Below are 15,418 nucleotides of genomic sequence, written 5' to 3'. Positions count from 1 at the left end.
CATTTACGTCATTTTCAAAAATACAGCATTTACGAGTGCACCTGCGGAATGTGGGTTACACACCTGTACCTTGCTAATATCAGAAGCGGCAACACGGGCTTTGATAACCAGAGGTGCTTTACTAGGAGCAATTTGAGCGATCGCATCCCCAATCCGTACAACTTGCCCAGGATTTCTTAATTCTAGTTTCAGGATAGTACCTGCCTCTGAAGCCTGAATTACAGTTTTTTGCAGTTCTGTTGAGAGTTGTTTTAGCTCTTCTTGAGCGCTGCTGATTTGATTTTGAATTTCTACTTGACGCCCAATAAGTTCTTGTCTTTCTTTGTTCAATGCAGCTATGGTAGACTCACCCTTTGCCTCTTCTTGGGGAATTTTTTCTTGGGCGATCTCCACATTTGCGCTAGTGGGATTGAGTCCAGTTTTGATCCGTTCTAATCTGGCAAGTGCTGCTTTGAAAGCTTGTTCTTTTTCCTTAATCTGTAGAGTTGCGATCGCTCCAGTATTTGCTAGCTGCTGATATCGCTTCAGTTCCTCCCTCGCTAACTCCACAGAGGCTTCTACTTCTTCCACTTCTGCCTGAGTCGTAATTTGCTTGTCTTTATAATCCCGTTGATTACGACTCAGATCAGCTTGTGCAGAGATAACCGCCCGCCGCATTGAGTTGGACTCAGCTATGATTTGATTCTGTAGCGCTCTTAGTTGTGCATCGATTTGGGTTCTTTGTAAATGATTCTGGCGAATATTTCCGGCAATTTGGCTTTTTTTACTTTGTAATTGGGTGTCGTAGAGCAGTGCAATCTCATCTCCCCTTTTTACAACTTGATTTTCTTTCACCCTAATGCTTCTAACCGTTCCCTCTGCTGCTGCTTGCACTAACCGTATTTCTCCCGTGGGACGGACAGTACCATCTGCTCTCACTACTATATTGTATTGAATGAAACTTGCAAGACCGAAGGCAGCGCCAACACTTCCAATTAAAAATATCCCTCCCAGCCATGTCCAACTGCTAATCGGAGGAAGATATTCGTCGCTTTCAACTGGGCGGAGAAAGTCCGGTTGGGGGTCAATTAGCATGAACGTTAAAAAAGATTTTGGTTGTGCAAACAATCAAGGAAAAAACCAGCTAGTGCAAGAAGGTAATCGTTATGAACTTCGTACACTACCAAGTACGAAATTGCCGAGCGACATTACATCTATATATATAGATATTTATTGAACGAGCATTTTCAAGTTAGGAGCCTCCTTTCTCACTCTGAGAGGTTGTTTGAAAAGTATTATTGCTAATATCTAAGCACCAGAAATCTAACCTCTTTATCCCCCTTTTCTAGAAGAAAAGGGAGGATTTCAAAGCCTCTCGACCTTTTGGGAGAGGTTTAGAAAGGGTTTTCTAGTATACTTTGCCACTTTTCAAACATCCTCTGAAAGCTTAGTTTTCTTAGCCTCTTCCCTTGGGGGAAGATAAGCCACTGCTGTCTTAGAGGTTTCTCCATCAGCAATAGCTAAAAAGTGATCTATAGCCTAAGTCTATATAACAATTAGTGCCTTTTAGTAAAAAGACCAAATCTTTATAATTTTCTTCTAAAATTTTACCTTTTCTTTATTTACTTGCAAAAATTTTTATAAGAGAGAGAAAACTTTTCTTTTCTCTTCTAATTAATAAGTAGTTAAGCTAGTTTAAAGGCGTTGTTATCACAATCTTTTATGTTATTTTCGATACCCTCTGTATAAGCAAAATCAAAAAAAGACAATGCTTACGTGATAATACGTAAATTCAAAAATCAAGTAAAATTTTTGGAGTTCTCCAAATTTGCTTTTTCATGATTTTGTATAACAAAATACTATTTAACTGATTTTATACTCTTTGTTTAAGGTTTTGTGCTCACTAACAGTATTAATACGTTAATTCTCTTGTTTATTTTAGTATAAAGCTAGACATTTTTTTTAGTAAAATCTTTATACGCATATATATTTTTGCCATACAATTAAATCCAGAATATTTATCTCTTTAAGTAGAATAAAATTCATGGTTTTTCCAGAAAACAGTGAAAGTAGTATAAATCTTAGCCAAGTAGTATGTTTGCGAATAACTTGTAATACATATTTCTTAAGAAAACAGTTGTTTTATCAAACTAGTTTCACCCATATAATGTTCGTAACAGCACACAAGCACTCATGAATGCCTTGTTTGCATTGATGAATGTAGTGTGATGTCATATCAAACCCAACAATCAAGTGAGAACTAAAATCATGGAAAGCACATTATTTACTGCATTAAGCAGCAACGAAGAAGCTAATCTGTCTGGTGGATTTATAGCCGATGGCGGCGATGGCGGCGCTGGCGGCAGTGGCAGCAACACAACTAATGGTGGCGTTGTTATCGGCGGAAGTGGACCAACTGGTACTGCTGCTGGCATTATTAGTGGTGGAATAACAAATACACGTAATAGTGGAAACGGTGGAGATGGTGGAGATGGTGGACGTGGTGGACTTAACAACAATCGTGTTCGTGTTGGTCGTTAATAGTAAAAGGTAAACAATAAACGTCCAGACTCGATTAACAGCGGATTTTCAGAAATAAAGGGCGTATTATAAATAATTTACCCTGTTAGCGCAGGTTAAGTTAGTTTTGTACGCACCTGAATTGCTAATGACTTAATCGCGATAAAGTCATTAGCTGTTTCTTCTCGCAGTAATATTAACATACGTTTATTGTTACCCACCTATTTTTCTTAAACAAACGTAACATTTAAGTTGCCCACCAGCAACCATCGATAAATTTCAGCAGCGCTTTTCCCTAAATATACTGTTCACCTTTGAGTAGTCCACTAGGGAAATAAGCGCTGTTCCTTGAGAAATAGACCATATTTATCACAATCTAACAACTTGTGGATAACGAAACTCTTTTTACCTTACTTACTCCAAACGAATAAGTAAGCCTGTCTAAGCTCTACTTTATTCCAAATGAGCAACTAAGCTTACTTTATCCGGCGAAAACCCTAGCTTTTAACAAAAACTTTTTCCTTGTCACTGATTATCGTTAAAATTCAAAAAGAAAAATTGCTGTCTCATAAAGGTTTCAGCATCAGCTTTGGCGCTTCAAAAAAATGGATAAAGTCGAGTTAAGCTATTACGCCATTTAAGTTGTATATTTCGCGCTCAGGTTCTCAAAAGTCCTCTTTCAAAGGCTAGGTAGACTTTTGACTATTGAAGAAACGACAGCCTATGTGCAAGAATATTTGAGCTAGGTGTGCATCAGCTTATTTGTTTGGAGTAAGTAAGGTAAATATACCTAAATTTCCGATATTTTCTCTGTTGAAACCTAAAATATAACCATTCTGGTACGCGCTTGCTTTCGTTATCTTAAGTGAAAACAGCTTTATCAAAGGTTCAAAACTAAGTAAACTGAATAATTAGCAACTTAAGGTTAACTATGGAATGCACTCAAACATCCCCCATGTTTATCTCACTAACTCAAACAGAAGAAGCAAACTTATCTGGTGGTGAGGCTACAGCTAATAGCACCGCAGTTGTAAGTAACGGAGCAGATGGACAAGATGGAGCAGCTGGACAAGACGGAGCAGCTGGACAAGACGGATTATCTGTTGTGCAAGGAGGTGTACTAAATTTACAGAGTTCCAGACTAATTATAATTAATAGGAGAAAAGAACTTTTAGAAAGGCTATCGTCTCGACTAAGAAGTCTAAGAAAAAGATAATACAACTAGACTGTTGGTCGCATTTTTAGCCATGCAGGGATAAAACCCTGCTATTTTTTTGAGTTTTGTCATGATGTTATTGGATACTGGGGTGCGGAATGAAATACCAAGTTGTTACACAACATAATGAAGAAGATTGTGGAGCTGCTTGTCTTGCTTCCATTGCCAAACACTATCGGCGTAACTTTACACTAAATCGCATTCGGGAAGCCGTAGGCACTGGGCAATTAGGAACAACATTGTTGGGACTGAGGCGGGGAGCGGAGGCACTTGGTTTTAATGCGCGATCGGTCAGAGCGTCAAATGAAATATTAGACCGGATGAACCAAGCGCCACTACCAGCAATCATTCACTGGAAAGGCTACCACTGGGTTGTTTTGTATGGTCAAAAAGGCAAGAAATATATAATTGCCGATCCCGCAGCTAACATCCGTTATCTCTCTAGAAAAGAATTAATAGAGGCTTGGCCAGATATGGTGATGCTTTTACTAGAGCCAGATTCGGTTCGCTTTTATGCCCAACCTGATGATAAGATAGGGGGCTTTGGGCGCTTTGTGCGGCGTGTATTGCCTTATCAAGGCATATTATTCGAGGCTTTTCTCTGCGCTTTAGTTCTAGGTCTGATTTCATTAACTTCTCCATTTCTAATCCAAATTCTTACAGATGATGTACTAGTTCGAGGCGATACAAGGCTTCTTGGTGCTGTGATTATTGCCGTTGTAGTGATGAATTTTGTGGGAAGTAGTCTGCAACTAATTCAATACAACCTCATTGCTCATTTTGCCCAACGGCTTGAGTTAGGGTTAGTTCTGGAATTTGCCAGGACAATCCTGAGATTACCCCTGACTTACTATGAATCGCGTCGTAGTGGAGAGATTGTTAGCAGATTACAAGATATTCAACAAATTAATCAGCTAGTTTCTCAAGTAGTTGTCAGTTTGCCTAGCCAATTGTTTATTGCAGTAGTTTCCTTAAGTTTCATGCTGTTCTATAGCTGGAAACTCACCTTTGCTGCCTTTATTATTGCTATTGTAATGTCTTTATCTACGGTTGTGTTTTTACCCACACTTCAACAAAAAGTTAGAAGTCTATTGGTTTTAGAAGCAGAAAACCAGGGCGTTCTTGTTGAAAGTTTTAAAGGGGCGCTAACACTCAAAACCACTGCCGCTGCTCCTCAGTTTTGGGAAGAATTTCAGAACCGATTTGGACGATTATCAAACCAAATATTCCGCACAGTTCAGATTGGAATTATTAATAATGTTTTCTCTGGGTTCGTTTCTGGTATTGGCAGCATTAGCTTAATTGGTTTTGGCAGCATTCTAGTTATTAGTAAGGAATTAACTATTGGTCAACTGTTGGCATTTAATGGGATGAATGGTAATTTTTTGGCATTCATTGGTACTATGATCAGATTTATAGATGAATTCACTCGTGCCAAAACTGCTACGCAGCGATTAACAGAAGTTATTGACTCTACACTTGAAACTCAAGGCGATACTAACAAACCCTTTGCTAAAATTCCTAGCAAGGCTGATATTATTTGCACAAATCTCAACTTTCACTATCCTGGAAGGCTAGAATTACTACAAGATTTCTCCCTAACTATTCCTGGCGGTAAAGTTATTTCCCTAATTGGTACATCTGGCTGTGGTAAAAGTTCTCTTGCTAAACTGATTGCAGGATTATATACACCTAATTCTGGTAATATTCGCATTGGTATTTATAATCTGCAAGATTTAGCCCTTGATTGTTTGCGGCAACAAGTCGTCCTCGTTCCGCAAGAAGCTCATTTTTGGAGTCGCTCAATTATTGAAAACTTTCGGTTAGGTTCTCCTCACGTCACCTTTGAGCAAATTGTCGCTGCTTGTCAAATTGCTGAGGCAGACGATTTTATTAGTAAACTACCTGAAAAATATCAAACTGTATTAGGTGAATTTGGGTCAAATATTTCTGGTGGACAACGGCAAAGATTAGCTATAGCAAGAGCTATCCTCAACGATCCACCAATCCTGATTTTAGATGAATCAACGGCTGGACTAGATCCTGTGAGTGAAGTTAAAGTTTTGAATCAGTTATTATTGCATCGCCAAGGCAAAACTACGATTCTGATTAGCCACCGTCCTAGAGTAATTGCCCGCGCTGATTGGATTGTGCTGCTAAATCAAGGTAAATTACAAATTCAGGGGACTGTGGAAGATTTGCGTGCCCAACCAGGAAACCATTTAGACTTTTTAACCCCTTAATTAAGCTGATGGACTTTATAGCATTTTTCAGGTATTTAGGCCACAACTTAGACGGGGAATAGGGAGTGGTGTCAATACTGCGTAGGTTTTGCCTAAAAAATAGAAATGTGTAGCGACTGTTTTAAAAGTCAAGCGTAGGCGTGGTGCGACAAAGTTTGAAGTACTCCAACACGATTTTGGAGTACCTCAACACGATTTCGGAGTACCTCAACACGATTTTGGAGTACCTCAACACGATTTTGGAGTACCTCAACACGATTTCGGAGTACCTCAACACGATTTTGGAGTACCTCAACACGATTTTGGAGTACCTCAATACGATTTTGGAGTACCCCAACACGACTTTCAAGTACTTCAACATGACTTCGAGGTATCTGTTGCTTATATAGCAGTCCTAAATCATTTGTGAGAATTTGAGATCGTTTTAACCCCCCTGTAGTCCAATTACCCCCTTAATCCCCCCTTATAAAGCTACGGTGTACACACAAATCGGAGTTACTTTGTTGAGATCCGGGTTTTACCCCCCTTAATCCCCCCGATGCATTGGGGGGAAACCGGAAAATCTAGTTCCCTCCCCTTTGCAAGGGGAGGGTTAGGGTGGGGTAAAACTGACGCGAAAAAGCAGGTGAGTAAACTATATTCAGACCAATTTTAAAAATCAACCCAACCTACGAATATTTTTAACCGATATTGATATCCATCCTTGCTGCGAGTAAGTAGATTTAACCGTGGAGTAATAATTAATAATTACGTAAATGCACGGAGTGCATTTTTCGGCGAAATCATCAATTAGAAATCATATTGATTTACAATAAGATCCCCGATTTCTCTAATAAATCGGGGATCTTATTGTTCGAGAATGATTGAAGTTTGCTACAGACGAGGCAAGTCTCAAGCATTACTTTAATGAACTCAAAGATAAACCTAAACAAACTACTATTTATCCGAAAGTTTTGGCAGCTAATTTCAGACAACAATCTAGGCCTTTTTCATTGTTTGCAATAAATAAAAGCTATCAACCTTACTTTTCAAGGAAACAGTAAATATACTGTTGAAATTATATAAGCTAGTTGAGACTTCTAACTATTGCAGCCATAAGCGAAAATGCTATATGTCTTTTTTGTTTCTAAACCATGAATTAGATATCACAATTTCCTAAAACAGGGCTATTTGTCAGGAAAATGAGATATTTATACTGAGGGATTCATAAAAACTTATTTAATAAAATCTTTTGTATATATATACTTGTCGTTAAGAACTATTAAGAAATCCTGATTAAAGAATATTGCAATAGCTTGATTTAATTGCTAACGTGTGTATGACGGCAATGCTGATGAACGCTCGGATCTAGGAGAAATAAAATCTATGAGCTATACCCATTCAGCCAAGTGTCTTAGGCTTTGACGGGTTCAAAACGAGAAATTGCTGCCTCATATAGACAACTATGAGGGATTGCAGATTAACCAAGAAATGTCTCATTGCTAAAAGCTTAGTTTCAGTTTGATTTCAATTGCAATTGATTATTTGTCTTACTTTGTGCCGACAAGTAGGTAGCTCTTGCTTGTGTGTATCGGCAATAACGAAAAGTTTGGTAAGACTTAAATTTTGGAGAATAAAACTAATGGAGATTCAAGGTAAAGTTGCCCTAATTACAGGGGCTTCGCGTGGAATTGGACGAGCGATCGCCATCGAATTAGCGCAACAAGGCATCAAACGGATGATATTGGTAGCACGCGATCGCCGCAAGTTATTGGAGGTAGCCAAGGAAATCGAGGCTATGGGTACAGAAGCTGCGATCGTCGCCTTAGATTTGACTCAAACAATTGAAGTAAATATCGCTGTCGCTCAACTCTGGCGCAATTACGGACAGATTCACCTGCTGGTTAATTGTGCAGGAGTCGCATACCAAAGCTCATTTTTGCAATCTAAAATGCCCCAAGTTCAAGAAGAACTCTCTGTGAACTTGTTAGGAATGTACAACCTCACTAGTTTGATTGCTCGACGCATGGCCAGCCAAAGACAAGGGACAATTGTCAATGTATCGAGCCTGATGGGAAAAGTGGCAGCACCAACGATGGCGACATACTCAGCAACCAAGTTTGCCATCTTAGGATTTACCCAAGCCTTGCGTCAAGAATTAGCTGAACACAATATTCGTGTGATTGCATTACTGCCTTCCCTGACAGACACAGACATGGTGCGCGACTTAAAATTATTTCGCTGGGTGATCCCCATGACTCCTCAACAAGTGGCTAAAGCACTCGTCACCGGAATGCAAAATGATTCATCAGAAATTTTAGTTGGATGGCAAAGTCATTTAGCCGTGTTGTGTCAACGCATTTCCCCTTGGTTATTAGAGCTAATTTTACGAATAGCAACACCGCCAGCACCAAGCAGACAACGGCTGATTGAAAAACTTATCCCTTCGCGTAGCGTCTCGTAGAGAAGCCGAGGGCGATCGCTAACTCAACAATCAGCATTCCTGAACAAACTTGTCCGAAATCTTCAGTCCTTGGGGATTTCCAGAAATTAAATTATTCAATTTTGGGAGCGAAGATGATCGTTAGATTCTTCCTCCCCTGCTCCCCTGCTCACCAAAGCGTACCCCATTGGGGAAGCAAGCTACGCGTAGCGTCCCGCAGGGATGGGATTATTTTTTTAGTTGGAAAGTCCCTTGGCTTTACCCTTGTGCAACAAAGTAAGGCTCAGAGTGCCAAGAAATGCTAATAAGCTGAAAGTAGAAGTAGATTCAGGAACAGACTTGGAATTCTCAATTTTGATAACTTGTCCAAGTCCAGAGCGATCGCCTCGGTTTGTCACGTAAATAGCATTATCAGCACCAATAGTCAAAGCAGTAGCAGACTCTAACCCATTACCACTCAGAATAGTTGTGCGAGTCCGATCCCTTCCTATTTTAATTACCGAACCATCTAGATTACCTTTCCAGAGTGACTGATTAGCGTACTGCAAAGCATATAAATTACCCTCATTATCAAAATCTAAATCAGTAAGTTGGGTAAAGCCATCGGTATAAACTGTTGGTTGACCATCAGCACCAACTCGATAGATTTTTGCTGCACCTTCTGGAAAAGGAAAACCAGTTAATTGGCTAATATAATAAGCGCCATCTGGGCCTTTGGCGATATTTGTGGGTACTGCTTGGATTTCAAATGGCGATGATGATGCGCCAGAGGGAAAAAGAACACAAGCTCCACTGCCGCCTGTTCCTGCTTCGGTGACATAGAGACTCCCGTCAGTACCAAAAGTTAGACCCCGTGGATTATTAAGACCATCGGCAATTACCGAAAATGATGCTGCTTCTGCTGCTTTCATTCCCGAAAAAGCAGCAATAGAAACACTCAAAAATGTAATTCCAAATTGTTTTAGTTTCATTAGACCTGTCCTAAAATTAAATTTGTGTAAAGCATAGAAGAGAAAATTTTATCTTGATAAATATTAATATTTACCGTGTATATTTTTTACGGATTTTACAGCTTATTTAAAAGAGGGAAACAGATTCAAACCCAGAAACCCAGATGAAATCTGAATTTCTTAATTTCGAGTTGTATCATACCATTTCCAAAAATCTTTGCAACATCATGAATCGGCTGTAGGGGCGTACAGATGTACGGCTATAGCAACAAAATTAAATAGGATTGCTGTATATTTTCCAACACTTTTTATATAAGTGTGATATCCAAACTGTTGAACTATACAGATATTGCAGGACTACAAGACGAGCGCAGTTTGCATCAATACATAAAGTTGCAGATCAGAAATTGCTGTGCGATCGCATAATTAGACATACCTTGTTTCGGAGCAATCAGAAATGCTTTCCTTCCCTACAACACTGACTCCTTTGCCCGAAATCATTGATGGCTTACCGAATATTTCTGGTTGGGAAACAGAGGTTCTCTCTGTGGTTAACCAAGATCAACCAGTATTTTTACCAACAACCAATATCCGCTTAGAAGACGTAAATGCTGTGTTTGCGATCGCTTTGCACATGCACCAGCCAACTATACCTGCTGGAAATGGCGGTACACTCATCAGCAATCTGCAATATATGTTTGAACATCCCCATGAAGGGGATAACCACAACGCAGATCCTTTTGCCTATTGTTACAGCCGCATGGGTGACTTGATCCCCGAACTTGTAAATCAAGGTTGCAATCCGCGTGTAATGTTGGATTACTCAGGTAATCTTCTGTGGGGACTGCGGCAAATGGGACGCGGTGATGTTCTCGATAATCTTAAACGGATCACTTGCGATCGCACCTACCAACCTTATGTAGAATGGCTGGGTACAATGTGGAGTCATGCAGTTATTCCTTCCACACCCATAGCAGATATTAAATTGCAGATCGTTGCATGGCAACATCACTTTGCGGCAATTTTCGGCTGGGAAGCGCTAGCGCGAGTCAAAGGATTTTCGCCTCCAGAAATGCACCTACCAAATCACCCTGATGCTCTCTTTGAATTTGTAAAAGCGCTGAAAGAATGTGGATATCGCTGGCTACTTGTTCAAGAACATTCTGTAGAAACTCTTACTGGCCAATCTCTCACTTATAAACATTTACCACATCGTCTAATTGCCCGTAATTCTCAAGGCGAAACAATTAGCATCACAGCTTTAATTAAAACCCAAGGTTCGGATACTAAATTAGTTGCTCAGATGCAGCCTTATTATGAAGCGAAAACATTATCAAAACAACAAATTGGCGGTGTATTTGTACCACCAATAGTTAGCCAAATTGGTGATGGTGAAAATGGCGGCGTGATGATGAATGAATTTCCTAGCGCTTTTAAACAAGCTTGGGGGGATATGGTAAATAATGGGGGAGGAAAATCAGGTGTAGTTGGGATGTGTGGTACAGAATATTTAGAATTAATCGAAGCAGCGGGATGTAACCCAGAAGATTATCCAACTTGTCAGCCAGTAGGACAACATCAAATTTGGGAGCGAGTTTCACCAGATAATATTCAACCGCAAGCTGTAGAGAATGCCATTCAAGAATTAAAGCAAACAAACTCTAATTTTCATCTGGATGGAGCCTCATGGACAAATCATATCAGTTGGGTAAAAGGATATGAAAATGTGTTATCTCCCATGTATCAATTAAGCAGCTTATTTCATCAAAAGATTGATCCATTACTGCAAACTGACTCAGCAGAACCGATTACTAGACAATCTCAATATCGTAACGTTCTTCTACATAACCTTTTGCTGCAAACCAGTTGTTTTCGTTATTGGGGACAAGGTGCTTGGACTGATTACGCGCGGGAAATTTACCAACGTGGCGAAAATTTATTGCAGATGAATTGAACTGAGGATTGGGGAAGGTGGGGCCGTAATGGGGATTGGAGAGATAAAAAGTCAGGTGAATTGAGATTTAGTTCAAGGAAGTGGGAAATCTAAGTGTAGGTTGCTGGGTGCTGAGATCCAAATTGGATTAGCTACCTGGTATTAAAGATTACAATGAGGTAGTTGTGTTTCGAGTTGTTGTTGGCCATAGCGACGATCCTGATTCTCAAAATGCGATCACTGAAGTTATTCAAGAATGTAGCCGTTCTCTTGCCGATTCCCTTCCTCAAGCTGGAATTTTATTCACTGCTATAGATTTTGACCATGCGTTAATTTTGCAACGCATCCAAGACGCTTTTCCCGGAATTGAGTTGATTGGTGGAACTACAAATGGAGAAATCTCTTCAATTCTGGAGTTTCAGCAAGATTCTCTGACCTTAATGCTCTTTGCTAGCGATGAAGTGGAAATTCACTCAGGTATTGGCCGAGGAGCATCCAAAAATCCAGCCCTTGCAGCCCAAGAAGCGATCGCCCAAGCTAAGGCAAAGAGTGCATCTGTACCACAATTGTGCCTTACCTTCCCGGATAGTCTAACCAGCAATGGGGTTTTAATTTTAGAAGCTTTAAAACAAAGCCTGGGAGAACATATTCCCATCATTGGGGGAATGACTGCCGATGACTATACCTTTGACAAAACCTACCAATTCTTCCAAGGTGAAGTGTTGAGTGATTCAGTTCCAGTGCTACTATTCTCTGGAAAACTACTATTTTCCCACGGAGTTGCTAGTGGTTGGACTCCCATCAGCCAACGTAGCCGTACAACTAAAGTGGATGGCAACGTAGTCTATGAAATTGATGGACAGCGTGCCTTAGATTTCTATCAGCATTATCTTGGTGAAGAAAGATTTGCGTCCAATTATGCCATCCATGCCCTAGCAGTTTTTGAGGATCAAGATCATTTCTATTTGCGGGCACCCAATGGCTACGATAAACAGTCTGGTAGTGTGACGTTCTTCTCAGATATTCCTGAGCAGGCAGTTGTACAAATTACTGATGCAACTCGTGACAATATTCTGTCAGCTTCTGAAACATCTTTGAAAAATGCTATTGCCGATTATCCTGGTGTGGAGCCAACAGCAGCATTACTTATTTCCTGTGCAGCCCGTCGGCGAATTCTGGGAACTTTAGCAAGAGTTGAATATCAGCTTGTCAAAACTCATTTAGCAGAGGCATTACTTTGTTGTGGTTTTTATGCTTATGGTGAAATTGCTCCTATAGTATGTGGAGGTCAAACCCAATTTCATAACAAAACCTTTGTCACACTGTTAATAGGAACAAAATGAGTAATGTATGGATAACCAAGATAATTCCATACAGATTCAAGAGTTGGAAAAGACAAACCGCATCTTGCGGAAAAAGCTGGAACGCTGTCAAAATGAACGCTACCAGTTAGAAACTGACATTGCAACAAAAGAGTTTTTACTTAAGAAAGTCATTTGTGAGTTAGAAGACTCTCAAACAAACTTGCAGCAAAGAGGCCAAAAGTTAGAAAATACGTTAGATAGTTTGCATCAAATGCAAGCTCAAATGATTCAAAGCGAAAAGATGTCTGCCCTTGGTCAAATGGTGGCTGGGATTGCTCATGAAATCAACAATCCTATTAGCTTTATTTACGGAAATATCAGCCATATTAGCCAATACACCCATGACTTATTGCGACTTGTCCAGCTTTATCACCGTTATTTCCCCAACCCACCTGCTGAAATTCAAACCGAACGTAAAACCATCGATTTAGAGTTTTTGGAAAAAGACGCGATTATGGTATTGCACTCAATGAATATCGGGACGGAGCGGATTCGAGAGATTGTGCTGTCACTGCGTAACTTCTCGCGCCTGGATGAAAGTGAGTTCAAAGCCGTAGATATTCATGAAGGCATCGACAATACTTTGATGATTTTGCAGCACCGCCTGAAAGCCACTGATAAAAGCTCAAGGGTTCAAATTATCAGAGAATACGGCAATTTATCTCATGTAGAATGCTACGCCGGGCAGCTAAACCAAGTGTTTATGAATATTCTAGTAAATGCTCTCGATGCCCTTGAAGAACTCAATGCTCAACGAACTTATCAGGAAATCCGCGATCATCCCAGTTGTATTATCATTCGTACCTCTGTCGTTGATTTGCAATGGGTAAAAATTGCGATCGCAGACAATGGCTCTGGGATTCCTGAATCTATTCAAAAACAGATTTTCAACCCCTTCTTCACAACCAAACCTGTTGGAAAGGGGACAGGAATGGGCATGGCTATCAGCTATCAAATCATCACCGAAAAACATGGCGGCAAGTTAGATTTTTTTTCGACACCTGGAAAAGGAACGGAGTTTGTGATTCAAATTCCTATCCAGCAGGAAATTTGCCCAGTAATCTAACACAACTTTAATTCGTAATGGGCTACGCCCCGCTGCGCTAACGTAATTCGTAATTCGTAATTTAGAATCAATCAAACTAAAGGCAATAAAATTTCAAATTTTGTACCTATATCAATCTGTGAATGAAAATTCAATTTACCGCCATGTCTCACAGTGATAATTCGATAACTTACGGCTAAACTAGTATTTTTACCATTCTTTGTTTCCAGAGAGAAAGACTCCATAATTTGCTGCTGTAATTCTTTAGACATTCCAGAGCCATTGTCAGCAATGCGAATTAAAACCCAGCGAGAATCTGGTGCATCTGGGTTGCTTGCTTCTTGTGATATAACTTCTGTGGTAATCTCAATTCGGGGTTTTTGAATAATCTTTGTCTCTTCTAAATTTAACTGTTGTCGCACTGCTTCATTGAGTAAAGTATCCACAACTTCACTTAAAATATTCATCAAAACCTGGTTTAATTGCCCCATAAAGCAATACACGGGCGGTAATTGTCCGTAGTATTTGACGATTTCAATTTCTCCTTGAATCCTGCTATTTATTAACAGAATAATACTATCTATACAGGCATGTAAATCTACTGGTTTAGGATAGAGTTCATCGATATGACAGAAGTTTTGTAGACTAGTGACGAGTTTCTTTAATCTTTCTGCTCCGGTGCGGATACTCGCAAGCGATCGCGACAAATCTTGTTCTAAAAAATCAAATTCAATTTCTTCTTTTATCTGATTAATTGCCTGAGAAACTGATGGTAACTCTTGATCGTAAGCTGCTATCAGTTTGAGTAAATCTTGGCTGTAGGTTGAAACATAAGTTATGTTACCCCAAATAAAACCTACTGGGTCTAAAATTTCGTGCGCTACGCCGTCAACCAAACGCCCCAGATTTGCCATTTTATCATTTTGAATCAATTGGGCTTGGCTACGTTCATACCGCACTAGATTGTCGATTCCTCTAATTTGCCAAGAAATAATATTCAATTCTTGGACATCTAATAATCTATAAGCACCAGATTCGGTTTGTATTACAATTGGTTCTGCTAATAATTCTGGCGATCGCTTTAAGCTAAGTTGCATTGTTGTTAAAATCGATGTTGTATCAGTAACAAGCAACATCGATGTCCGCGCATAGCTGTAGAGAACGGCTAATGGTTGCTGAACAAATAACTCTTGTCCATAGGGGCGAATCAAAAATTCCAGCAGTCGCCGCCGAGAAATCATTCCAATGAATTGTCCCTGTTCTACCAAAATTACTCCTGGTAGCAGGGGATATTTTTCCAAAAAACTAGCCACTTCCATACCAGTGTGGTTGATTTCCACCGAGAAGTTATACATTGGTAGTTCTTGGAGGGTGGACTCTAAACCAAGATCGCGATCGCTACCCTCAGACAAAAATGGCGGTGAGATTTGGCAACTGAATTCTTCTGGCACTAGACACCCTGATTTTTTCAAATACAGGTAAAGAATAAGTTAATATTCTACATTCTGCCACCCTCAAAATCCGATTTGAGTTTAGGTATCTAATAAAACTAGTACAACACGGCGGAAATAAACCAATCATTCCAAATCAACGAAACCCTTATACTGTATTCATTTTTAATCTTTAATTTTTAATTCCGCCTTGCGCTACTAGTGGTCTTTCAAGCTGAAAATCTTTCTCAGGCGACTGGAAGTAATTGGCGTGCAATTGATAATCTGGGTGGAAAATATTGAGAAAGCGATCGCA

10 protein-coding genes are annotated in these 15,418 nt (G+C 39.8%); 7 read left to right on the top strand and 3 right to left on the bottom strand.

Annotation, left to right across the window (positions count from 1 at the left end; all coding sequences use genetic code 11):
- Positions 1 to 3: 3 nt before the first annotated feature.
- Positions 4 to 1,074: an HlyD family efflux transporter periplasmic adaptor subunit gene (locus tag HWQ43_RS21600; RefSeq protein WP_292737884.1), complete on the bottom strand. Its 1,071-nt coding sequence runs from the start codon at positions 1,072 to 1,074 to the stop codon at positions 4 to 6.
- Positions 1,075 to 2,247: 1,173 nt separating this feature from the next.
- On the opposite strand from HWQ43_RS21600, the gene HWQ43_RS21595 reads away from it, so the two are divergent.
- The 4 genes from HWQ43_RS21595 (at position 2,248) to HWQ43_RS21580 (ending at position 8,401) form a co-directional block, all read left to right on the top strand.
- On the top strand, positions 2,248 to 2,520 hold the full coding sequence (locus tag HWQ43_RS21595; protein ID WP_292737881.1) for a hypothetical protein: 273 nt from the start codon (positions 2,248 to 2,250) through the stop codon (positions 2,518 to 2,520).
- A gap of 910 nt (positions 2,521 to 3,430) precedes the next feature.
- On the top strand, positions 3,431 to 3,715 hold the full coding sequence (locus tag HWQ43_RS21590) for a hypothetical protein (RefSeq protein ID WP_292737878.1): 285 nt from the start codon (positions 3,431 to 3,433) through the stop codon (positions 3,713 to 3,715).
- A 98-nt stretch (positions 3,716 to 3,813) separates the two neighbouring features.
- Positions 3,814 to 5,958: a peptidase domain-containing ABC transporter gene (locus HWQ43_RS21585; protein ID WP_292737875.1), complete on the top strand. Its 2,145-nt coding sequence runs from the start codon at positions 3,814 to 3,816 to the stop codon at positions 5,956 to 5,958.
- A gap of 1,621 nt (positions 5,959 to 7,579) precedes the next feature.
- The gene (locus HWQ43_RS21580; protein ID WP_292737872.1) at positions 7,580 to 8,401 is read left to right on the top strand and encodes an SDR family NAD(P)-dependent oxidoreductase; all 822 of its coding nucleotides are present in this window, start codon (positions 7,580 to 7,582) and stop codon (positions 8,399 to 8,401) included.
- A gap of 215 nt (positions 8,402 to 8,616) precedes the next feature.
- On the opposite strand, the gene HWQ43_RS21575 is transcribed toward HWQ43_RS21580, so the two are convergent.
- Positions 8,617 to 9,351 (bottom strand): ScyD/ScyE family protein, encoded by a 735-nt coding sequence (locus HWQ43_RS21575; RefSeq protein ID WP_292737869.1) that lies wholly within the window; start codon positions 9,349 to 9,351, stop codon positions 8,617 to 8,619.
- 436 nt (positions 9,352 to 9,787) lie between these two features.
- On the opposite strand from HWQ43_RS21575, the gene HWQ43_RS21570 reads away from it, so the two are divergent.
- The 3 genes from HWQ43_RS21570 to HWQ43_RS21560 all read left to right on the top strand — a co-directional run bounded on the left by HWQ43_RS21570 (position 9,788) and on the right by HWQ43_RS21560 (position 13,693).
- Positions 9,788 to 11,284, top strand: coding sequence for a glycosyl hydrolase family 57 (locus tag HWQ43_RS21570; RefSeq protein WP_292737867.1), 1,497 nt, complete (start codon positions 9,788 to 9,790; stop codon positions 11,282 to 11,284).
- A 164-nt stretch (positions 11,285 to 11,448) separates the two neighbouring features.
- A complete protein-coding gene (locus HWQ43_RS21565; protein ID WP_292737865.1) occupies positions 11,449 to 12,606 on the top strand; it encodes an FIST N-terminal domain-containing protein in 1,158 nt (385 codons plus the stop codon).
- Between the two features lie 7 nt (positions 12,607 to 12,613).
- Positions 12,614 to 13,693: an ATP-binding protein gene (locus HWQ43_RS21560; RefSeq protein WP_292737863.1), complete on the top strand. Its 1,080-nt coding sequence runs from the start codon at positions 12,614 to 12,616 to the stop codon at positions 13,691 to 13,693.
- Between the two features lie 71 nt (positions 13,694 to 13,764).
- On the opposite strand, the gene HWQ43_RS21555 is transcribed toward HWQ43_RS21560, so the two are convergent.
- On the bottom strand, positions 13,765 to 15,123 hold the full coding sequence (locus HWQ43_RS21555; protein WP_292737861.1) for an ATP-binding protein: 1,359 nt from the start codon (positions 15,121 to 15,123) through the stop codon (positions 13,765 to 13,767).
- Positions 15,124 to 15,418: the final 295 nt, after the last annotated feature.

Source organism: Nostoc sp. JL31, assembly GCF_017114965.1.
Classification (GTDB): Bacteria; Cyanobacteriota; Cyanobacteriia; order Cyanobacteriales; family Nostocaceae; genus Nostoc; species Nostoc punctiforme_A.
This window is presented reverse-complemented; position numbering and strand designations above follow the sequence as displayed.